21 protein-coding genes are annotated in these 19,686 nt (G+C 70.2%); 2 read left to right on the plus strand and 19 right to left on the minus strand.

The window, feature by feature from the left end; translation table 11 throughout:
- From LX13_RS01005 to LX13_RS01020, 4 genes are all read right to left on the minus strand, one after another.
- The gene (locus LX13_RS01005) at positions 1-603 is read right to left on the minus strand and encodes a TetR/AcrR family transcriptional regulator (RefSeq protein ID WP_253659460.1); all 603 of its coding nucleotides are present in this window, start codon (positions 601-603) and stop codon (positions 1-3) included.
- A 141-nt stretch (positions 604-744) separates the two neighbouring features.
- The gene (groL, locus tag LX13_RS01010; protein WP_253659461.1) at positions 745-2,370 is read right to left on the minus strand and encodes a chaperonin GroEL; all 1,626 of its coding nucleotides are present in this window, start codon (positions 2,368-2,370) and stop codon (positions 745-747) included.
- Between the two features lie 139 nt (positions 2,371-2,509).
- A complete protein-coding gene (groES, locus tag LX13_RS01015) occupies positions 2,510-2,809 on the minus strand; it encodes a co-chaperone GroES (RefSeq protein ID WP_045822080.1) in 300 nt (99 codons plus the stop codon).
- Between the two features lie 193 nt (positions 2,810-3,002).
- The gene (locus tag LX13_RS01020) at positions 3,003-4,508 is read right to left on the minus strand and encodes an MFS transporter (protein ID WP_253659462.1); all 1,506 of its coding nucleotides are present in this window, start codon (positions 4,506-4,508) and stop codon (positions 3,003-3,005) included.
- Between the two features lie 86 nt (positions 4,509-4,594).
- On the opposite strand from LX13_RS01020, the gene LX13_RS01025 reads away from it, so the two are divergent.
- Entirely contained in the window at positions 4,595-5,086 is a 492-nt protein-coding gene (locus LX13_RS01025; RefSeq protein ID WP_253659463.1) for a MarR family winged helix-turn-helix transcriptional regulator, read from the plus strand.
- Positions 5,087-5,397: 311 nt separating this feature from the next.
- On the opposite strand, the gene tsaD is transcribed toward LX13_RS01025, so the two are convergent.
- Genes tsaD through glmS form a run of 8 tightly spaced genes read right to left on the minus strand, consistent with a single transcriptional unit; the run spans position 5,398 to position 13,559 of the window.
- On the minus strand, positions 5,398-6,429 hold the full coding sequence (gene tsaD / locus LX13_RS01030; RefSeq protein ID WP_253659464.1) for a tRNA (adenosine(37)-N6)-threonylcarbamoyltransferase complex transferase subunit TsaD: 1,032 nt from the start codon (positions 6,427-6,429) through the stop codon (positions 5,398-5,400).
- Positions 6,430-6,891, minus strand: a complete 462-nt coding sequence (rimI, locus tag LX13_RS01035; RefSeq protein WP_253659465.1) for a ribosomal protein S18-alanine N-acetyltransferase — start codon at positions 6,889-6,891, stop codon at positions 6,430-6,432.
- Positions 6,888-7,547 (minus strand): tRNA (adenosine(37)-N6)-threonylcarbamoyltransferase complex dimerization subunit type 1 TsaB, encoded by a 660-nt coding sequence (tsaB, locus tag LX13_RS01040; protein WP_253659466.1) that lies wholly within the window; start codon positions 7,545-7,547, stop codon positions 6,888-6,890. The genes rimI and tsaB overlap by 4 nt, the downstream gene beginning before the upstream one ends.
- An 11-nt stretch (positions 7,548-7,558) precedes the next feature.
- Positions 7,559-8,053, minus strand: coding sequence for a tRNA (adenosine(37)-N6)-threonylcarbamoyltransferase complex ATPase subunit type 1 TsaE (gene tsaE / locus LX13_RS01045; RefSeq protein ID WP_253659467.1), 495 nt, complete (start codon positions 8,051-8,053; stop codon positions 7,559-7,561).
- Positions 8,050-9,099, minus strand: coding sequence for an alpha/beta fold hydrolase (locus LX13_RS01050; RefSeq protein ID WP_253659468.1), 1,050 nt, complete (start codon positions 9,097-9,099; stop codon positions 8,050-8,052). The genes tsaE and LX13_RS01050 overlap by 4 nt, the downstream gene beginning before the upstream one ends.
- Positions 9,096-10,259 (minus strand): alanine racemase, encoded by a 1,164-nt coding sequence (gene alr, locus LX13_RS01055; protein ID WP_253659469.1) that lies wholly within the window; start codon positions 10,257-10,259, stop codon positions 9,096-9,098. The genes LX13_RS01050 and alr overlap by 4 nt, the downstream gene beginning before the upstream one ends.
- Positions 10,256-11,692: an NAD(P)H-hydrate dehydratase gene (locus LX13_RS01060; protein ID WP_253659470.1), complete on the minus strand. Its 1,437-nt coding sequence runs from the start codon at positions 11,690-11,692 to the stop codon at positions 10,256-10,258. Before LX13_RS01060 ends, alr begins: the two co-directional genes overlap by 4 nt.
- A gap of 4 nt (positions 11,693-11,696) precedes the next feature.
- Positions 11,697-13,559, minus strand: coding sequence for a glutamine--fructose-6-phosphate transaminase (isomerizing) (gene glmS, locus LX13_RS01065; protein ID WP_253659471.1), 1,863 nt, complete (start codon positions 13,557-13,559; stop codon positions 11,697-11,699).
- A 64-nt stretch (positions 13,560-13,623) separates the two neighbouring features.
- On the opposite strand from glmS, the gene LX13_RS01070 reads away from it, so the two are divergent.
- Positions 13,624-14,469 carry a dienelactone hydrolase family protein gene (locus LX13_RS01070; RefSeq protein ID WP_253659472.1) on the plus strand — a complete coding sequence of 282 codons (846 nt, stop codon included), beginning with the start codon at positions 13,624-13,626 and terminating at the stop codon, positions 14,467-14,469.
- On the opposite strand, the gene LX13_RS01075 is transcribed toward LX13_RS01070, so the two are convergent.
- The 7 genes from LX13_RS01075 to rplM form a co-directional block, all read right to left on the minus strand.
- Entirely contained in the window at positions 14,447-14,605 is a 159-nt protein-coding gene (locus LX13_RS01075) for a hypothetical protein (protein ID WP_253659473.1), read from the minus strand. The two genes, LX13_RS01070 and LX13_RS01075, sit on opposite strands and share 23 nt — an antisense overlap.
- Entirely contained in the window at positions 14,602-15,882 is a 1,281-nt protein-coding gene (locus LX13_RS01080; protein ID WP_253659474.1) for a hypothetical protein, read from the minus strand. Before LX13_RS01080 ends, LX13_RS01075 begins: the two co-directional genes overlap by 4 nt.
- A complete protein-coding gene (locus tag LX13_RS01085) occupies positions 15,879-16,193 on the minus strand; it encodes a hypothetical protein (protein ID WP_253659475.1) in 315 nt (104 codons plus the stop codon). Before LX13_RS01085 ends, LX13_RS01080 begins: the two co-directional genes overlap by 4 nt.
- A 115-nt stretch (positions 16,194-16,308) precedes the next feature.
- A complete protein-coding gene (locus tag LX13_RS01090) occupies positions 16,309-17,007 on the minus strand; it encodes an HAD family hydrolase (protein WP_253659476.1) in 699 nt (232 codons plus the stop codon).
- 11 nt (positions 17,008-17,018) lie between these two features.
- Positions 17,019-18,371 (minus strand): phosphoglucosamine mutase, encoded by a 1,353-nt coding sequence (gene glmM / locus LX13_RS01095; RefSeq protein WP_253659477.1) that lies wholly within the window; start codon positions 18,369-18,371, stop codon positions 17,019-17,021.
- 161 nt (positions 18,372-18,532) lie between these two features.
- Positions 18,533-19,042 carry a 30S ribosomal protein S9 gene (rpsI, locus tag LX13_RS01100; RefSeq protein WP_372499848.1) on the minus strand — a complete coding sequence of 170 codons (510 nt, stop codon included), beginning with the start codon at positions 19,040-19,042 and terminating at the stop codon, positions 18,533-18,535.
- Positions 19,043-19,086: 44 nt separating this feature from the next.
- Positions 19,087-19,530: a 50S ribosomal protein L13 gene (gene rplM, locus LX13_RS01105; protein WP_188490799.1), complete on the minus strand. Its 444-nt coding sequence runs from the start codon at positions 19,528-19,530 to the stop codon at positions 19,087-19,089.
- Between the last annotated feature and the right edge of the window lie 156 nt (positions 19,531-19,686).

Genomic DNA, 19,686 nt, shown 5'->3' on the forward strand with positions numbered 1-19,686 from the left:
TCACATTTCGTCGTCGATGGGTGGGATGAGAACGAGACATCGGGAGACCAACTCCGACAACCGGATCCGACCCGGTGGCGCGGTCAACCATCGATGGAAGGCGAATTCGCCTGCGGCGAGGAAGACCTCGACCATCAGTCCCGGTCGGACGCTGTCCTGCGACGACACACCGATGCGCGCGGCGACCAGGTCCACGAGTGCCGCCCGGTCGGACGACCCGATGAGCGAGACGCGCTCGAGCAGGTGCGGTGCGCTGAGCACGGCGGTCCGCCAGTGGTCGACATCGACGTCGTCGAAGGCCGACATGCGTGCGGTGATCGCCGCGGTCAGGGCGGCATGGGCGGTCTCGTGCTCCGGCTGCGCCCGCAACGCGCGCACGATCGCCGCCCCACCGCCGCGCACGGTGTCGAGCAGCAGCCCCTCCTTGGTGGGGACGTATCGGAAGTAGGTGCTCATCGACACCCCCGCGGCCGCGGCGATCTCCTCGGTGCTCACCGAGTCGTAGCCGCGCTCGGCGATCAGCGCGAGGGCCGCGCGTTGGATGTCCTCGCGCACGCGGGCGCGTTGACGTTCGCGCAATGTGCCCGCGTGTGGTTCCGGCATACCGGATGTCTATCCCGCGTTGGGAGTCACTGTCAACGGGCGACCCCATCTCAGGTTTCCGCCCACGACGACGAACGAGGGGCACCCGGAGAAATCCGGATGCCCCTCGTGTCAGGAGACTTGCTCAGCCTCGACCTCCGGTCAGTGGCTGTGGCCGTGGTGGCCGTGTCCCTCGTGATCGTCGTCGGAATCGGCGGGCTTGTCGACGATCGCGCTCTCGGTGGTGAGCACCATGCGGGCGACCGACGCGGCGTTCACGACGGCCGAGCGGGTGACCTTCACCGGGTCGACGATGCCCTCGGCGAGCAGGTCGCCGTAGGTCAGGGTCGCGGCGTTGAAGCCGTGTCCCTTCTTCGCGGCGGCGACGGTCGCGGTGACGACCGAACCGTCGGCGCCGGCGTTGGTGGCGATCCAGTGCAGCGGTGCCCGGACCGCCGAGCGCACCACGGCGACACCGAGTGCCTCGTCGCCGGTGAGGGTCGCCGCCAGCTCGTCGAGAGCTTCCGACGCCTGGACGATGGCGGATCCGCCACCGGGGATGATGCCCTCCTCGACCGCGGCCTTGGCCGCGGCGACCGCGTCCTCGACGCGGTGCTTGCGCTCCTTGAGCGCGGTCTCGGTCGCCGCACCGACGCGGATCACCGCGACGCCGCCGGACAGCTTGGCCAGCCGCTCGGACAGCTTCTCGCGGTCCCAGTCGGAATCGCTGGCCTCGATCTCGCGACGCAGCTGATCGGTGCGCGCCGAGATGGCCTCGGCGGTGCCGGCACCGTCGACGATGGTGGTGGCGTCCTTGGTGACGACGACGCGACGCACCGAACCGAGCGAGTCGAGCCCGGCCTCGGCGAGGCTTAGACCGATGTCGGTGTTGATCACGGTGGCGCCGGTGACGACGGCGAGGTCGTCGAGGAACGCCTTGCGACGGTCACCGAAGAACGGCGCCTTGACCGCGACCGCGCGGATGGTCTTGCGGATCGAGTTGACCACCAGGGTCGAGAGCGGCTCGCCCTCGATGTCCTCGGCGATGATCAGCAGCGGCTTACCGGCCTCGGCGACCTTCTCCAACAGAGGGAGGAAGTCGGGAAGCGAGCTGATCTTCTCGCGGTAGAGCAGGACGCTGGCGTCCTCGAGGACGGCCTCCTGGCTGTCGACGTCGGTGACGAAGTACGGCGAGAGGAAACCCTTGTCGAACTGGACGCCCTCGGTGATCTCGAGATCGGTGCTCAGTCCCGAGCTCTCCTCGACGGTGACGACACCGTCGACGCCGACCTCGGACATGGCCTTGCCGACCATGGCGCCGATCTCCTCGTCACGCGAGGAGACGGATGCGACCTGGGCGATCGCCTTCTCGCCCTCCACCGGGGTGGCGGCGGCGAGCAGGGCCTTCGAGATCGCGTCGGCGGCCTGCGAGATGCCCGAGCCGAGTGCGATCGGGTTGGCGCCGGCGGTGACGTTGCGCAGGCCGTTCTTGATGATGGCCTGGGCCAGGACGGTCGCGGTGGTGGTGCCGTCACCGGCGACGTCGTTGGTCTTGGTGGCGACGGACTTGACCAGCTGCGCGCCGAGGTCCTCGAACGGGTCCTCGAGGTCGATCTCGCGGGCGATGGTCACGCCGTCGTTGGTCACGGTCGGCCCGCCGAACGCCTTGGCGAGGACCACGTGCCGGCCGCGCGGGCCGAGGGTCACCTTGACTGTGTCGGCGAGCTTGTCGACGCCGCGTTCCAGCGAGCGCCGGGCCTGGTCGCTGAATTCGAGTTTCTTGGACATGTGGTCGCTAGCTCCTTCAGGAGTCAATGCAGTGCTGTGAGTTCGAGCAGGTGGAACGAATCCGCCCCGGCCACTCCCCAGCAGGGAGTGTCCGGGGCGGGTCGTCCTCGACAGGCTCATACAAGCCTGCGGATGAGGACTACTTCGAGATGACTGCCAGCACGTCGCGTGCGGACAGGATCAGGTACTCCTCGCCGGAGTACTTGATCTCGGTGCCGCCGTACTTGCTGTAGATGACGGTGTCGCCTTCTTTGACGTCGACCGGGACCCGGTTGCCCTGCTCGGTGACACGTCCCTCGCCCACGGCGATGACGGTGCCCTCCTGGGGCTTCTCCTTCGCCGTGTCAGGGATGACCAGGCCGGAGGCGGTCGTCGTCTCAGCCTCATTGGCCTGGACGAGGATCTTGTCCTCGAGCGGCTTGATGTTCACGCTCGCCACGATGTGAGCCCTCCACTTTCGGGGTTCTGGGCCGGACGGTGCGTCCGACCTCTTTGGAGTCGATGCAATGCTTATGGCGCCTAGCTCGGTTGCGTCGTCGCGGGAGCCGTAACCGCACTCGGTGCCACCTGGCACTCTATACATGCGAGTGCCAGCACTCAAGTACCCCTGAGTGCCAGCCTCCACATGATCCTCAGACCGCGGCCGGCGTCGTGCTCGGACGCCGGCGGCGGATGATCACGGCCAGGCTCCCGGCCACGCCGAGCATCGAGAGCACGGAGATGACCGTGATCGCGGTCGGCATGCCGCCGATCATCTCCCCGGGCACCTGCGTCCCACCCGAACTGGCGGTGATCGCGGTGACCACGGCGATCATGATCGCCCCGCCGATCTGGATGCTGGTGTTGACCAGACCGGACGCCAGGCCCTGTTCGGCGTCGGAGACACCGGCGGTGGCCTGCGAGTTCACCGCCGGGAAGCAGAGCGCGAAGCCCAGTCCCAACAGCAGGATCGTCGGGAGCAGGAAGTTCGCGTACCCCATGCCCGGCTGCGCCCGGAGGAACAGCAGGTAGCCGGCGACAAAGGCGGTCAGCCCGATCGCGATCAGGATCGGGGTGCCGACGCGGTCGAGCACGCGGTCCATGCCGAACGCACTCGCGACGACGAGCAGGCCGGCCGGGAGGAACCCGAGGGACATCGCGATGGGCGACCAGCCGAGCGAGTCCTGCAGGTACAGCGTCACGAGGAACTGGAACGAGACGTAGCTGCCGAACATGACCGCCGCGGAGATGTTCGCGTGCACCAGGGTCAGCGAGCGCAGGATCCCCAGGCGCAGCAGCGGGTTGCGGTGTCGGGCCTCGATGGTGAGGAACGCGACGAGCAGCGCGGCCGACGCCACGAACAGTCCGACGGTCGACGGAGCGGCCCAGCCGACGTCGGGTGCGCGGACCACGGCGTAGACCACGATCAGCAGCGCGCCGGTACTGGTGAGAGCACCGCCCACGTCGAGGTGTCCCCAGTTGACCGCGGGGCGCGGGACCGACGGGATGACCTTGATGCCCGCGATGAGCAACAAGACCGCGACCGGGCCCGGGAACAGCAGGGTGGCCTGCCAGCCGACCTCGGTGAGCAACCCACCGAAGACGAGGCCCAGCGAGAAGCCGCTCGCACCGCACACCGTGTAGATGCTCAGCGCCTTGTTGCGCGCCGGCCCCTCGGCGAACGTCGTCGTGATGATCGACAGGCCCGCGGGCACGGTGAATGCCGCGGCCACACCCTTGATGAAGCGCAGCGCGACGATGGCCGAGTTGACCTCGACGAGCGCACTGATCACCGACGCGACGCCGAAGACCGCGAGCGCGGCCAGGAACACCGTCCGCCTGCCGAACAGGTCACTGGCGCGTCCGCCCAGCAGCAGGAAGCCGCCGTATCCGAGCACGTAGCCGCTGACGATCCACTGCAGTTGCGACTGGTCCATACCGAGGTCGGCGCCCATGGACGGCAGGGCGACCCCCACCATCGAGACGTCGAGCCCGTCGAGGAACAGCGCCCCGGCCAACACCACCAGCAGGACCCACGTCGCCGTGGACCATCCCCGCGCCGTCGTGACGACCGAGGAAACCGCCCCACCCCCATCCACCGACGACGCGGTGCGCACGTCGGTCTCGTTTCCTGATGAATCACTGAGTTCCAGAGTCATGCGGAGGACTATATGCACATGCATTCAATGTGTCTACAAATAATGTCAGTGCAATAAATGAGTTGACATGTGATAGTCTGCGGGGCATGTCCATCGGTGAGCATGCGTCGGCGACACCCGCCCCGGCTGCCGGTCCGTGCGACGAGGACGCCCTCGCCGCCGCGTGGCATCAACTGACCGTTCGCTATCACCGCCTGCACTGCGAGATCGACCGCGCACTCGAGGCCGGGCACCAGATCAGCGGCAGCGAGTTCGAGGTCCTCGAGCTCCTCGCCTCGGCGCCGGAGAACAAGCTGCGGATGAGCGAACTCGCCGCGCAGGTACATCTGAGTCAGAGCGCGCTGTCCCGTCTGGTCGCCGGACTGGACAAATGCGGACTGGCCCGACGATCCATGTGCGAGAACGACCGTCGCTCGGTGTTCGCCGAACTGACCGACTCCGGATGCGCCCGGTACGAGTCGGCGCGCCCCACCCAGCGGTCGATCCTGCGCAGTCAGGCGGTCGACACCGACGGGTCGTCACTCTGCGGTGCCGACGACTTCGTCGATGTCATGCGCTCGGTCCGCACGGACTCCTGACCCCTCGCCCGTTGGGCCCTCGTCCCCCGCTGTTGGGCCTTTGTTGCCCGCTGTCGGGCCCCCGTTCACGCGTGTGGGCCCTTGTCACCGCGTGTTGGGCGGTCACTCCCCGCTGTTGGGCCCTTGTTGCCGCGTGTTGGGCCGCGGTGCGCCTGTGGTGGGCCGTTCCGACGCCGACAGGTTGACCCGCACCCAACCGGCGCACACAACGGCCCAACGCACTGCGACGTCGGCCCAACTCGCGTCAGCGACGGCCCACCACGGAGGAACGAGGGCCCACCACGCGAAGTGGGGAATCGAACCGAGACGACTCAGTAGGCGCTGATCTGCACCGACATCCCCGGGTCGGTAGCCACGGTCAGGGCCGACGGCGGCGCTCCCCCGGCGATGACGTGGGCTCCCAGCGTCGCGATCATCACACCGTTGTCGGTACACAGGCGCGGCTTCGGGATACGAAGCGTCACACCGGCGTCCGCGCACCGCGCCGCGGTGAGCGATCGGATCCGCGAGTTCGCGGTCGCACCGCCGCCCAGCACGAGGGTGTCCACGCCGGTGTCCTCGCACGCCCGCATCGCCTTGCGCGTCAACACGTCGGCCACCGCCTCCTGGAACGACGCGGCGACATCGGCGATCGGCACGGCGTCACCCGCGCGCTCACACTTCTCGACGAAGCGGGCAACCGCGGTCTTCACGCCGCTGAAGGAGAAGTCATAGCGTGCGTCACGGGGTCCGGTCATGCCGCGGGGGAACGGGATCGCGGCCGGATCGCCCTGCGCGGCAACGGCGTCGAGGGCCGGTCCGCCGGGGTAGCCGAGTCCGAGCAGCCGGGCGACCTTGTCGAAGGCCTCCCCTGCCGCGTCGTCGACCGTCGTCCCCAGTTCGATGATGGGCGCCCCTAGATCGTCCACTCGCAACAGGTGGGTGTGCCCGCCGGAGACGAGCAGCGCGATGCACGCAGGCATCGGTCCGTGTTCGAGGGTGTCGACCGCCACGTGTCCCCCCAGGTGGTTGACCGCGTACAACGGCACATCCCAGGCCGCGGCATAGGCTTTCGCCGCCGCGACACCGACGAGCAGTGCCCCGGCGAGGCCGGGACCGATCGTCACCGCGATCGCGTCCGGTCGGTCGACACCCGCCGCTAACCGTGCCCGCCGCATCGTCGGCATGATCGCCTCGAGGTGGGCACGCGATGCCACCTCGGGCACCACGCCGCCGTAGCGCGCGTGCTCGTCGACGCTGGATGCGACCTCGTCGGCCAACAGGGTGGTCGTCGCGTCGTCGTTCCATTCGACGATCCCGACACCGGTCTCGTCGCAGGAACTCTCGATACCCATGACGATCATCTACGACGCCCCTCCGCGCGGACGCCGCATCGTGTACGCATCGGCGCCGCTGGGCTGGTAGTAGCCCTTGCGTAGACCGACCCGGACGAAGCCGTTGTGCTCGTAGAGTTCGATGGCGCGGTCGTTGTCGGTGCGGACCTCGAGGAACACCTCGGCGTCCACCTCGTCGGCAACCGCGAGCATCTCGGCCATCAGGGCCCGGCCGTGCCCACCGCCGCGGTGGGCGGGATCGACGGCGATGGTGTGGATCTCGCACTCGTGGTCCCCGGTCCGACCCAGGATCGAGACGCCCGCGTATCCGATGAGTACGTCGTCGTCCCCACGGACGGCGAAGTATCGGTTGTGCGGTGACGCGAGTTCGGCGGTGAACGCCTCGACCGGCCACGGCGAGTCACCGGCGAAGATGGCGGCCTCGAGTTGGGCGCAGCGGGGCGCGTCGGTCGCGCGCAGTGGTCCGATCATCGTTTCCGGTCCTTCAACTCGACGGCGTCCGGGCGGCGGAGGTACAGCGGGACGACGGGTTCGGGGGCCGCACCGGACTCCAGGGCGTCGCGTGCCGCGGCGACGAGTCCCGTGGTGGTCGGTGCGCTGATCGAATCGTCGGTCGGTTCGCCGAACAGCGCTGTGTGCGAGGTCGATCCGACGATGAGGTCGACCGTCTCACCGCGCAACCGCCCGATCAGGTCGGCGGGGGTGTCGACAGCTGGGCCCGCCATACGCCCGTCCGGACCGTAGAGCGCCCAGTACACCTCACGGCGGCGGGCATCGGTGACGACGAGAACACGTCCCGCGCCGGCGTCGGATCGGATCGCGTCGAGCGAGCACACCCCCTGCAGCGGGATCGCGAGGGCGTCGGCGAACGCCGCGGCGGTCGCCATGCCGACGCGGAGGCCGGTGAACGGTCCGGGGCCGGCACCGACAACGACCGCGTCGAGATCGGATCGCGCGACCCCGGCCTCGGTGAGGCACTCCAGTATCAGCGTCGTGAGGATCTCGGCGTGCCCGCGCGGAGTGTCTACCCGACGCTCGGCGCGCAGCACGACCGCGCGGTCCGGGGTCACCTCCCCGACCCCGGTGGTCACCGTGGGTGTGGAGGTGTCGACGGCCAGAACGAGCACGGTGATCCAGCCTATGCGGAACCGTCGGGAGACCGGACCCAGCCCCAGGTGGCCGTGCGGACGTCGGAGTCCGGTTCGCGCCGTAGCCGCACCAGCAGGTGACGGTCGGAGAGACGCTCGGCCACCCCCGCGCCCCACTCGACGACCACGACGTTGTCGGTGATCTCGGTGTCCAGGTCGAGCCCGTCGAGATCGGCGAGGACGTCGCCGCCGGTCGAGCCCAGTCGGTAGGCGTCGACGTGGACCATCCCGACGCCGCCGACATGTCCGGGGGCGTGTGCGCGGGCGATGATGAACGTCGGCGAGGTGACGCGTCCGGCGACCCCGAGACCGGCGCCGATCCCGCGGGCGAGGGCGGTCTTGCCCGCCCCCAGCGGCCCATCGGTGATGACCAGGTCACCGGCGCGCAGATCGGCGGCGAGTTCGGCGCCGAACGCCTCGGTGTCCTCGACAGTCGTCAGGGTCCGTCGGTTCGACGGTTCCGCGGGGTGGGCGTCCTCGCTCACCGGACGCTCCGCTGGACCAACCGCTCGATGGCCTCGGTGATCACCTCGGGTCGTTCCAGCAGCACGAGGTGACCGCAGTCGGGCACGCCGACGAGTTCGCAGTCGGCCAGCGCACCGTGCAGTTCGACCGAGTTGGGCAGTGGGGTGACCTTGTCCTCGTAGCCGCACGCGACCAGCGTCGGGATGCGCGACAGCACGGCGAGGGCGGCGCTCTCGTCGTGACTCTCCAGCGACCGGAGGAAGTCCACGACGGTGTCGATGGGGGTGTTCTGGATCATCGCCGCGACGAACTGGCTCAGTGCCGGCGAATGGAAGGTCGACCCGAAGCTCGCGGCGGTCAGCACCGGCGTCATGACGGCACGGGTGACGCCGCGGCCGGCGCGGACCGCCCGCGGGACCCGCCGCACCGAGAGACGGAACGCGTCGACGAGCGGGTTCTGCAGACCCCGACCGAGGCCCGCCTCGGTGATCCCCCGCGCCGCAGTGGCGATCAGCCCCACGCCGATGATCTTGTCGCCGAACAGTTCCGGTGCGCGGGTCGCGAGACCCATGACGGCCATCGCTCCCATCGAGTGGCCGACGAGCACGACCGGGCCGTCGGGGATTACCGATCGGATCACGGCGTCGATGTCGGCGCCGAGTTGGGTGATGGTGGCGGTGTGCGCGGGCGCCGCCCCCGATCGGCCGTGGCCGCGGTGGTCCATGAACACCAGCCGCACGTTGTCGCCCCACACCGCGGCCAACTGCTGACGCTGGAAGTGCCAGCTCGACATGCGCAGGCTGAAACCGTGCGAGAACAGCACGGTCACCGCGGCGTCGGCCGGTCCGACCTCGCGGATGGCCAGCGGGACACCGTCGTCGGCCGTCGCGAAGCTCGCGCGGTCGGCGTAGATCGCACGGAAGTCCTCGATCGAGTTCGGGTCGACGCGCGCGTCGGCTCGGCGGGTCACGTTGCGGGCGACCCCGCCGATCGCGACCGCCCCCAGAGCGGCGAATCCCGCGGCGCCCGCGAGGATCCCGAGTCGCTGCGGTCGGTCGGCGCTCATCTGCGCACCTCCGGAACGCCGGACACCGCCGAGGTCACGTGTCGACGCTGCGCCCGTCCACGGATGCCGGAGACGATCTCGTAGTCGATCGTGCCGATGGTGGCGGCCCACTCCTTGGCGGTGGTGCCCCCGTCGGCACCGGATCCGAAGAGCACGGCCCGATCCCCCTCCGTCACATCGCTGTCGGTGCCGAGATCGATCACCATCTGATCCATGCAGATCCGTCCGACACCGGGGTACGAGCGACCGTTGATCTGTACCCGGAGACGGTTGGACAACAGTCGCGGCACACCGTCGGCGTACCCGGCGGGCAGCAGCGCGAGGGTCGTGTCGTGCGGTGCGGTCCAGGTGTGTCCGTACGACACCCCCTGCCCGGCCGAGACCTTCTTGACCATCGAGACCTCCGCCGAGAGCGTCATCGCCGGGATCAGCCCGTAGCCCTCCGGCAGTGGCGAGGTGCCATAGACGGCGATGCCCGCCCGCACCAGATCCCGCGACAGATCCGGCCGGGCCAGCGCCGCAGCCGAATTGGAGATGTGCACGACCTGTGGTGCGACACCGAGACGGTCGAGTTCCCGGACACATTCGTCGAGGCGGGCGGCCTGGACGTCGTTGAGCGGGTGCTCCGGTTCGTCACCGCGGGCGAGGTGACACATCGCCGCCCGCAGCACGATCGACTCATCGGCTACAGCCTTGGCAAGAGCGTCACGGAGGTCGGGCCACTCCTGCGGGCCGACCCCGTTGCGGGCCAGGCCGGTGTCGATCTTGACGCTGAGGACCGCGGTTTCACCGACGTGCGCCGCCGCGGTGATGACCCGGTCGAGTTGGCGGGTCGACGAGACCGCCAGTTCGATCCCGGCGTCGACCGCCGGGGCGAAATCGGTGGTCGGGGTGTGCAGCCAGGCCACGAGCGGCGCGGTGATGCCGTCCGCGCGCAGCGCGAGTGCCTCGGCGACGGTCGCGACCCCGAGGTCGGTCGCGCCGGCCGCGAGCGCCGCGCGTGCCACCGGCGTCGCGCCGTGGCCGTATCCGTCGGCCTTGACCACGGCCATGACGGCTGCCCCCGACCGCCGGGCCACGACCTCGACGTTGTGGGCGATGGCGGCGAGGTCGATGGTCGCCTCGAGCGCGGGACGCTCCGCGATGTCGTCGACGATCATGCGACCGAACGCATCTCGCGGATGGCCGGGCGGATCGCCGCGAGCAGGTCCGACGCACCGATGGGAGCGCCCGCGGAGGTGTCGTCGTCCCCTCGCGCGGCGAGGATGGCGGCGTGCGCGTGGACCCGCGCGGCCGACGCGGCGGCCACCCGGGCGGTGAGGCCGGCGGCGAGCAGGGCACCCGCCAGACCCGACAGCACGTCGCCGGCGCCCGCGGTCGCCGCCCAGGAGGCGCCCGCGTCGTTGACCAACACCGGCCCGGCCCCGTCGGCCACGACGGTGATGCGGCCCTTGAGCAGGACCGTGGCACCGAGCCGCGTGGCGAGGTCGGTGACGGCGGTGACGCGGTCGGAGCCCACCGGGGCGCCGGCCAGCCGCGCGAACTCACCCGCGTGCGGGGTGAGCAGGGTCGGCGCCTCGCGCTGCTGCACCCAGTCGAGATGCGCTGCGAGAACGGTCAACCCGTCGGCGTCGACCAGCACCGGGAGATCGGTCGCGAGGATGCTGTGCACCTTGTCGGCGGCGTCGTCGTCGGTGCCCGCCCCGGGCCCGATGACCCACGCCTGCACACGCCCAGCGGAGTCCAGGTCCGGTGCGGCGACGACCTCGGGGTGGCGCGAGAGGATGTCGCCGGCGGCCGTGCCGACATAGCGGACCATGCCCGAGGTGGCGGCGACCGCGGCGCCGGTGCAGAGCATTGCCGCGCCGGGGAACCTGTCGGAGCCGGCGATGATCCCGGTGACACCCTGGGAATACTTGTCGTCCGCCGGTCCCGGGACCGGCCAGTTCGTGGCGACGTCGTGGTCGTCGAGGGCGACCATCCGCGCGCCGGGTACATCGATGCCGATGTCGACGCACTCGACCCGACCGCACTGGTCGGCGGCCAGGATGTGCGCGCGGCGTCGGGCGCCGAAGGTGACGGTCACCGCGGCGTGCACCGACGGGTCGTGCACGACGCCGGTGTCGGCGTCGACGCCCGACGGGATGTCCACGGCCACGACCGGCGCGCGCACGTGCTCGAAAACTGCTGCGGCCGCGGGGCGCAGGGGGCCGGAGCCACCGAGACCCACCACCCCGTCGACGACCAGGTCGAGATCGTGTCCGAGAGCGTCGACGACACGACCACCGGCGCGGCGGAAGGCGGCGAGACCGGCGGCGTGCGCGCGGTCGGGCGCGAGCAGCACCGCGGTGACGGCCACTCCGCGGGCGCGCAGGTTCGCCCCGGCGAACAGGGCGTCGCCACCGTTGTCGCCGGCACCGACGACGAGTCCGACGCGCGATCCGTACACCGCACCGCGGCGAGCGCGGAGTTCGGCCGCGACCACCCCGGCGAGACCGGCGGCGGCCCGTCGCATCAGGACACCGGACGCCAGCAGGTCGCCCGTCGCCGCCTCGGCGGCACGGATCTCGTCGGCGGAGTGGTAGCCGAGCACGGCCCTACTCCACCGTCACGGACTTGGCGAGGTTGCGCGGCTTGTCGACGTCGTAGCCGCGCGCCTGGGCGACCGCCGCGGCGAACACCTGCAGTGGGACGGTCGAGACCAGCGGCTGCAGCAACGTCGGGACACGCGGGATCTGGATGAGGTGGTCGGCGAACGCACCGACCGCCACGTCGTCGTCCTCGGCGATCACGATGGTCCGTGCGCCGCGCGCCTGGATCTCGCGGATGTTGCTGACCATCTTCGAGTGCAGCAGCGGCCGGCCACTGGCCGACGGCATCACGATGATGACGGGCAGACCGTCCTCGATCAGCGCGATCGGCCCGTGCTTGAGCTCACCGGCGGCGAACCCCTCGGCGTGCATGTAGGCCAGCTCCTTGAGCTTGAGCGCTCCCTCGAGCGCCACCGGGTAGCCGACGTGCCTGCCGATGAACAGCACCGTCGGGCTGGTCGCCAGCGAACGGGCCAGCGCGCGAACCGGTTCGACGGTGGCCAACACCTGTTCGACAGCCGCCGGCATGGCCTCCAGCTCGGCGAACTCACGGGCAACCTCGTCGGGGTACTTCGTACCGCGGGCCTGCGCGAGCGCCAGACCGACGAGGTAGGCCGCCGCGATCTGCGCCAGGAAGCACTTGGTCGACGCGACGCCGATCTCCGGGCCGGCGTGGGTGTAGAGCACGGCGTCGGACTCGCGCGGGATCTGCGCACCGTTGGTGTTGCAGATGGCCAGGACGCGGGCCTTCTGCTCCTTGGCGTGTCGCACCGCCTCGAGGGTGTCGGCGGTCTCCCCCGACTGCGAGATGGCCACGACGAGGGTGGACCGGTCGAGAACCGGGTCGCGATAGCGGAACTCGCTGGCGAGTTCGACCTCGACCGGCAGGCGGGTCCAGTGCTCGATCGCGTACTTGGCCAGCAGACCGGCGTGGTACGCCGTACCGCAGGCCACGACGAACACCTTGTCGATGTCGCGGAGGTCCTGGTCGGTGATGCGCTGTTCGTCGAGGACGATGCGCCCGTTCTCGAAGTGACCGACCAGGGTGTCGGCGAGCGCCTGCGGCTGCTCGGCGATCTCCTTGAGCATGAAGAAGTCGTGACCGCCCTTCTCGGCGGCGGCGAGATCCCAGTCGATGTGGAACGGCTTGCCCTCCTGCGGCGTGCCGTCGAACGAGGTGATCGTGTAGCTGTCGGCGGTGATGACGACGACCTGGTCGTGGCCGAGCTCGACCGCCTCGCGGGTGTGCTCGATGAACGCGGCGACATCCGAGCCGACGAACATCTCGCCCTCGCCGACACCGACCACCAGCGGGGTGGACCGGCGGGCGGCGACGATCGTGCCGGGGTGGTCGGAGTGCGTGAACACCAGGGTGAACGCGCCCTCGAGTCGGCCCAGCACGGCGTAGGCGCTGGCCACGAAGTCACCGGCGTTCTCGCCGGAGGCGTACTCGAGGTCGAGCATGTGCACCGCGGTCTCGGTGTCGGTGTCGGAGCCGAACTCGATCCCGGCGCGCTCGACCTCCGCGCGCAACGCGGCGTAGTTCTCGATGATCCCGTTGTGGACCACCGCGAACTTGCCGTCCCGGCTGGTGTGGGGGTGGGCGTTGCGGTCGGTGGGACGGCCGTGGGTGGCCCACCGGGTGTGCCCCATGCCGCTGGTCCCGGCGAATTCACTGCGCCCGACGGTCGCCAACTGCTTGTCCAGGTTCTCCAGACGGCCGGCCTTCTTCTCCACCGCGGTGTGACCGTGGCCGTCGAGGATGGCGACCCCGGCCGAGTCGTACCCGCGGTACTCCATCCGCCGGAGAGCCTCGACGACGATCTCGAGAGCATCCCGGTTTCCCACGTATCCGACGATTCCGCACATTCGTCACAGGGTACTGGGGGTAGGACCGTCCGATCTGCTCCCCTGGTGCCATAGGGTCGTGTGGGTGACCTCGGTGAAGAAGTTGTTCGGGCAGCTACAGCGACGTGGACCACATCGTGTCCTGCGCGGTGACATGGCCATCGTCGGTCTGCCCGGGGTGGTCTACACCCCCGAATCCGGTACGAACCTGCCCGGTATCGCGTTCGGCCACGGCTGGTTGACCCGCAGCAAGCAGTACATCGACACCCTCGAGCACCTCGCCTCGTGGGGGATCGTCGTGGCCGTACCCGACACCGAGCGCGGTCCGTTGGCGTCCGACCGTGCGCTCGCCGCGGACCTGGAGACCGCGTTGCAGGTGATCAGCAGCGTGCGCCTGGGATCCGGCGACATCACGGTGCACCCCGAGCGACTCGGGTTGGCCGGCCACGGGCTCGGCGCGTCGGCCGCGGTGCTCGCCGCGGGCAACTCGTCGCGCGCCAAGGCGTTGGCCGCCCTGTTCCCCGCCCCCACCAGTCCCGCGGTGCTGCCCGCCGCGCACCGGGCTCGGGTGCCCGCCCTGATCCTGGCCGCGCCCAAGGATCTCGACGGTGTGACGTCGAACGCACTCGCACTGCGCAACGCGCTGCAGGGTGACGGCGTGTCGCTGCGGACGGTGCCCAAGTCGACCAACCGCGGGCTCGCGGAGGGTTTCAGCATCCGAAAACGCCTCGGCGACGGTTCCGACGACAAGAAGACCCAGCGGGCCTCACGCGCGGTGCTCGCGGGATTCCTGCTGGCCCATCTCGGACCGGACAAGACCTACTCCGACTTCGGCGACCCCTCGACGGCGCTCGGGAAGCTGCAGACCGTCGACCCTGCGACCGCGGAGATCGAGGATCTCGATCCCGTCAGTCGTCTGCTTCGTCGCTGACGGTCGTCTGACCGTCCTCGTCGACGACTGCGTCGTCGGCGCGCGACTGTCTGCGTCTCGCGTGGGTGGCGCGGAGCGCGGTGAGGTCGGCGACCGCACGGTCGGCGGTCGCCTCGATCTGATCGGCCGGCCTCATCGGTCACCCGCCAACGCGAGTCCACCGCCGTCATCGGGGTCCGGACGACCCCGAGACTGCTCACGGTCACGCTGACGCGGACCCACCGACGGGACGCCCCACGCCTCTGCGGTGCCCGGTGACGGCGGGTCGGCGGTATATGTCGACGGTGACCGGTCGTCGGTGTCCGGCGACAGGACGGCGGCGGGCACCTCCGGCACCGTCTCCGACTCGAAACCTCGAACTGTCGGTGACGACGGCTCGACGCCGAGCAGCGGTTGCGGTGCCACGGGCACCGGTACGACAGCGGTCGGCGCGATCGGATCGGTTGCGCGCGAGGAGCCCTCGCCCACGGAGGCCTCCGGCTCGGTGCGCCCGGGGACGATCGGCACGATCGCACGGTCGTCGCCGTCAGGGCCGTCGCCCAGGTCGCTGCCTGCGTTGATGAGGTGGGTCAGCACCGCCCCCACACCTCCGGTCGCGGCGGTGCCCACCGACGACGCGGCCGCGATGGCGGCACCGGCGATCGTCGCGCCTGCCGAGATGGCGGCGACGACGACATCCGGATCGGGCCCGCCCCGACCGCGACCGCCGCCCGCCGTCGGGGTGACGACGATGTCGGTGCGACGGCGCGCGCGAGGGTCCCGTCGCGGACCCGAACGCTGCCCGGGTCGGAGGCTCGCCCGCGGTCCGATCTCGTGCGGTGCGGGCAGCGCCCGGAACGAGTCGGTGAGGGTGGCCAGGATCGCCGCGGCGGCGGCATCGACCACGTCCATGGTGCGGGTGAACAGTTCGACCGCGCCGACGATGTCGGCCCGGTACGGTTCGGGGTCGGCGGCGACGTCCTCGGCACTGATGGTCGACATGGGTTGTCCCGCAACGTTGTCGGCCTGCAGCATCGCCAGCGTCCGATGCTTCGACCCCTGCACCCGCCCCAGAGCGGTGGCCGCGGCGGTGACGGTCGCCGACACCGTGCGTACCCCGTCGACCACATCGCTCGCCGTCCGGAGATGCGTACCGACCGCCGCGTCGGCCGCTTCGGCCGCCGCACCGTGCCAGACGGTTGCGAGCCCACGACGGACGTCATGGGCGGAGTCGACCGCGCCGCCCAGCGTGACGATGACGTCGTCGAGCATGACGGCGTCATCGGCGAGCGCGGTCAGGTCGATGCTGTCGGTCGCGGCGAATCGGGCGGCGATCGCCGCATCGCCCGGTACGGCGACACCGACCTGCGCCGCGATGGCGCGCACGTCGGAGAAGTACTGCAGGCCGGCGAGCGCGGCCGCGCGGGTGGTCACGGCGCCCCGCGGACGGCGCGTATCGCCGTCCCGACATCGGCGTCGGTCGAGTGCAGGGCGCGCGCGGCCACATCGAGGTGGTCGACGAGTTCCGCGACGGATCCCGCCATCGCGTCGACGACGGCGCTCAGATCGCGCATGCCCGCGGTGTAGGCGACTCCGTGTTCGCGGAGATCGGCCGCGACCGAGTGGGGACCGAAACGCGCCGCGTCGGTCTCGGCGACGGCGCGGGTCAGCGCGTCGACGGCTGCGTCGAGACGATGTCCGACAGCGACGACCCCCGACGGATCGATCCGAATCCCATCACTCACACCGAACCCCCTGACCACGGCGTCGTCGTCCGCGCCCTGGACCATCTGACGCACCCACGACTCGATCGGTTCCGGTCGTCGGTGCCCGATTGTCCGTTTCGGGCGACTGATCGGGTCAGATTATCGCGAGGGAGGCGACCGCGCCCAGGAGTCCGTCGGGTCGCTGGTATGTGGGCAGCGGCTCGACGTGCGCGAACGCGCATCCGATCGCACGAGCACCGCCGTCGGCCTCGACACTGTCGCCGACCATCAGGGCCCGCTCGGGGGCCACACCGAGGTCGTCGAGTGCGGCGGTGAAGATTCCCGCGTCGGGTTTGATGATCCCGACCTCGTGGGACAGGGCCCACGCTCCGACGAGGTGGTCCCAGCCGTGCAGGGCGAACACCGGTCGCAGGTCGAAGGCGATGTTGCTGACGACGCCGACCGCCACATCCAGTTCGGCCAGCAGGGTGAGCACCTCGCCCGTGTCGGGATAGGGCTGCCAGGACTCCGGGTCGGCGACCCGCGCGTACAGCGACTCCGCGTGGCCGGGTGCCGTCAGCCCGGACGCGCGCAGGATCGCGAGGTACGCCGTTCGATGCAGTCCCGGATCCAGGTCGCGGCGGTGCCAGGCGTCGGTCGACTCGGCGTCGAGTTCGGCCGGGACGCCGGTGGGCGCGGTCATCCGTCGCATCAGCTCCGCCTGCAACGCCCCGTCGATCGGGTTGCCCACCGCATCGTGCAGCTCGGCGAACCAGTCGTCGCGCTCGGTCAGACGGAACAGCGTCCCGGAGAAGTCGAAGAGGACCGCGTCGTGGTTCAGGTCCGCATTCATCGCTCCGCCGTTCATCGACCGACCGCGCCGACGACGTCGGCGATCCGCCCGGCAACCTCTTTCGCGTGGGGCTCGGTGGTCGCCTCGACCATCACCCGCACCAGCTGCTCGGTTCCCGACGGGCGCAACAGGACTCGGCCCTGCTCCCCCAGCTCGACCTCGGCGGCGAGCACGGCCTGCTGCACCGACTCGGCGATGGCCACCGAGTGCTTGTCGAGCACCGGCACGTTGATGAGAACCTGCGGCAGCGCGGTGATCACCGACGCCAGCTCCGCGAGCGAACGACCGGTGGCCGCCATCCGCGCCATCAGCGTGAGACCGGTGAGGATTCCGTCGCCGGTCGTGGCGAACGACGGCAGGACGACGTGGCCGGACTGCTCTCCCCCGAGACTGAACGAGCCGCTGCGCAACTCCTCGAGAACGTAGCGGTCGCCGACCCCGGTGGTACGCACCGTGATCCCGGCCGAGCGCATCGCGATGTGCAGACCGAGGTTGCTCATCACCGTGGCCACGAGGGTGTCGGCGACAAGTGAGCCGGAGTCCTTCATCGCGAGCGCGAGGACGGCGAGGATCGCGTCGCCGTCGACGACCGCGCCGGTGTGATCGACCGCGAGACACCGATCGGCGTCACCGTCGTGGGCCAGGCCGAGATCGGCCCCGTGTTCGAGGACCGCCGCCCGGACCACGTCGAGGTGCGTGGACCCGCAGCGGTCGTTGATGTTGAGGCCGTCGGGTGCGGCGTTGATGGCGATGACCCGCGCGCCCGCGGCCCGATAGGCCTCCGGTGCCGTCGCGCTCGCGGCTCCGTGGGCGCAGTCGACGACCACGGTGACGCCGTCGAGCCGGGTGGGGACGGTCTGGGCCAGGTGCGCCAGGTAGGGCACTTCGGGGTCGACGGCGTCGGCGATCCGGCCGATGTCGGATCCGACCGGACCGGTCGCGGTCCACGCCGACGCGGGATCGGCCATCGCCGACTCGATCTGCGCCTCGAGGTCGTCGGGCAGCTTGTGCCCGCCGGCGGCGAAGAGCTTGACGCCATTGTCCGGCATGGGATTGTGCGAGGCCGAGATCATCACGCCGAACGCCGCACCGTGGTGCGCGGTCAGGAACGCGACGGCCGGGGTCGGCAGCACACCGACCCTGAGGGCGTCGACGCCGGAGGCGGCCAGACCCGCGCAGACGGCGGCTTCGAGCATCTCGCCCGAGGCGCGTGGATCGCGTCCCACCACGGCGACGGCCCGACCGTCACCGGCCGTCGGGCCCAACACCCGTGCGGCCGAGCGCGCGATCTCCAGCGCGAGAGCCGGGGTGAGGTCGACGTTCGCGAGTCCGCGAACACCGTCGGTACCGAAGAGTCGTCCCATCGACGTTGTTCCCCCTCATTCGTCTTCGAGGATGCGATGCGCCGGTGGCGACACCGGCGCATCGAGGTGACCGTGAACGCAGACGAGCAGGTGTCCAGACGTTCCTGAACACCTGCTCGTTGCCACGACCTACAGCAAGGATCCGCGCGTGAGCGCCGGGATCAACGCTTCGAGTACTGCGAGGCCTTACGGGCCTTCTTGAGGCCGTACTTCTTGCGCTCCACTGCACGCGGGTCACGCGTGAGGTAACCGGCCTTCTTCAGGACGCCACGGTCGTCCGGCTGCACCTCGATGAGTGCGCGGGCGATCGCGAGACGCAGTGCGCCTGCCTGTCCGGACGGGCCGCCACCGTGCAGCTTGGCGATGATGTCGAAGGACTCCGCGCGCTCGACGAGCACCAGCGGCGCCTTGATGAGCTGCTGGTGCACCTTGTTCGGGAAGTACGCCTCGAGGCTGCGGCCGTTGAGGGTGAAGCCACCGGTACCCGGCGACACGCGGACGCGGACGACGGCTTCCTTACGACGGCCGACGGTCACGATGGGTCCGTCGAGCACGATGGGGGCGGCCGGCTCGACGTACTCGCCGGCATCGGTGGCCGCACCGGTGGTCTCGTCGACCACGTAGTCGTCGGCGGCGACCTCGACGGACGAGTCAGCGACGGAGTCGCCGATGGACTGGGTCTCGACCTCGGGGGTCTCGGTTGCGATGGGCTCGGTCACTGGGACACCTGCTTGATCTCGAAGGGAGCGGGGCTCTGCGCCACGTGCGGATGATCCGGGCCTGCGTAGACCTTGAGCTTGCTGCTCATGGCGCGACCCAGCTTGGTCTTGGGGAGCATGCCGACGACGGCCTTCTCGATCACGCGCGTGGGCTGCGTTGCGAGCAACTCGGCCGTGGTGCGCGAGGAGAGTCCACCCGGGTGACCCGAGTGCCGGTAGTTGAGCTTGCGCTCCGCCTTGTTGCTGGTCAGGACGACCTTCTCGGCGTTGATGATGACGACGAAATCGCCGCCGTCCATGTGGGGGGCGTAGGTCGCCTTGTGCTTGCCGCGCAAGAGCGTGGCGACCTGCACGGCGAGGCGGCCGAGCACCACGTCGGTGGCGTCGATGACATGCCACGCGTGCGTGATGTCACCGGCCTTGGGGGTATAGGTGGACACAGGTGTGATCCGTTCCGTGTGATCGGGGCTGGTCAGATACGACGGCGGGGTGCTCCCGGCGACCAGTGGGGACCCGGGACCCGGTGTGTGCCGCGTACCAGCGGTCCAGAGTACGTGTCGGGGTCTGACCAGTCAAAATGCTCGCCACGGACGCGT

It is taken from the genome of Williamsia maris (assembly GCF_024171815.1).
GTDB classification, from domain to species: Bacteria; Actinomycetota; Actinomycetes; order Mycobacteriales; family Mycobacteriaceae; genus Williamsia_A; species Williamsia_A maris.

Excerpts from the sequence above, each read along its gene's own strand:
- glmM (WP_253659477.1), bottom strand. The coding sequence starts at position 18,371 with ATGGGACGACTCTTCGGTACCGACGGTGTTCGCGGACTCGCGAACGTC.
- LX13_RS01025 (WP_253659463.1), top strand. The coding sequence starts at position 4,595 with ATGTCCATCGGTGAGCATGCGTCGGCGACACCCGCCCCGGCTGCCGGT.
- LX13_RS01075 (WP_253659473.1), bottom strand. The coding sequence starts at position 14,605 with ATGAGGCCGGCCGATCAGATCGAGGCGACCGCCGACCGTGCGGTCGCC.
- groL (WP_253659461.1), bottom strand. The coding sequence starts at position 2,370 with ATGTCCAAGAAACTCGAATTCAGCGACCAGGCCCGGCGCTCGCTGGAA.
- LX13_RS01050 (WP_253659468.1), bottom strand. The coding sequence starts at position 9,099 with ATGAGCGCCGACCGACCGCAGCGACTCGGGATCCTCGCGGGCGCCGCG.
- rimI (WP_253659465.1), bottom strand. The coding sequence starts at position 6,891 with ATGATCGGACCACTGCGCGCGACCGACGCGCCCCGCTGCGCCCAACTC.
- LX13_RS01020 (WP_253659462.1), bottom strand. The coding sequence starts at position 4,508 with ATGACTCTGGAACTCAGTGATTCATCAGGAAACGAGACCGACGTGCGC.
- LX13_RS01090 (WP_253659476.1), bottom strand. The coding sequence starts at position 17,007 with ATGAATGCGGACCTGAACCACGACGCGGTCCTCTTCGACTTCTCCGGG.
- LX13_RS01005 (WP_253659460.1), bottom strand. The coding sequence starts at position 603 with ATGCCGGAACCACACGCGGGCACATTGCGCGAACGTCAACGCGCCCGC.
- glmS (WP_253659471.1), bottom strand. The coding sequence starts at position 13,559 with ATGTGCGGAATCGTCGGATACGTGGGAAACCGGGATGCTCTCGAGATC.
- tsaD (WP_253659464.1), bottom strand. The coding sequence starts at position 6,429 with ATGATCGTCATGGGTATCGAGAGTTCCTGCGACGAGACCGGTGTCGGG.
- alr (WP_253659469.1), bottom strand. The coding sequence starts at position 10,259 with ATGATCGTCGACGACATCGCGGAGCGTCCCGCGCTCGAGGCGACCATC.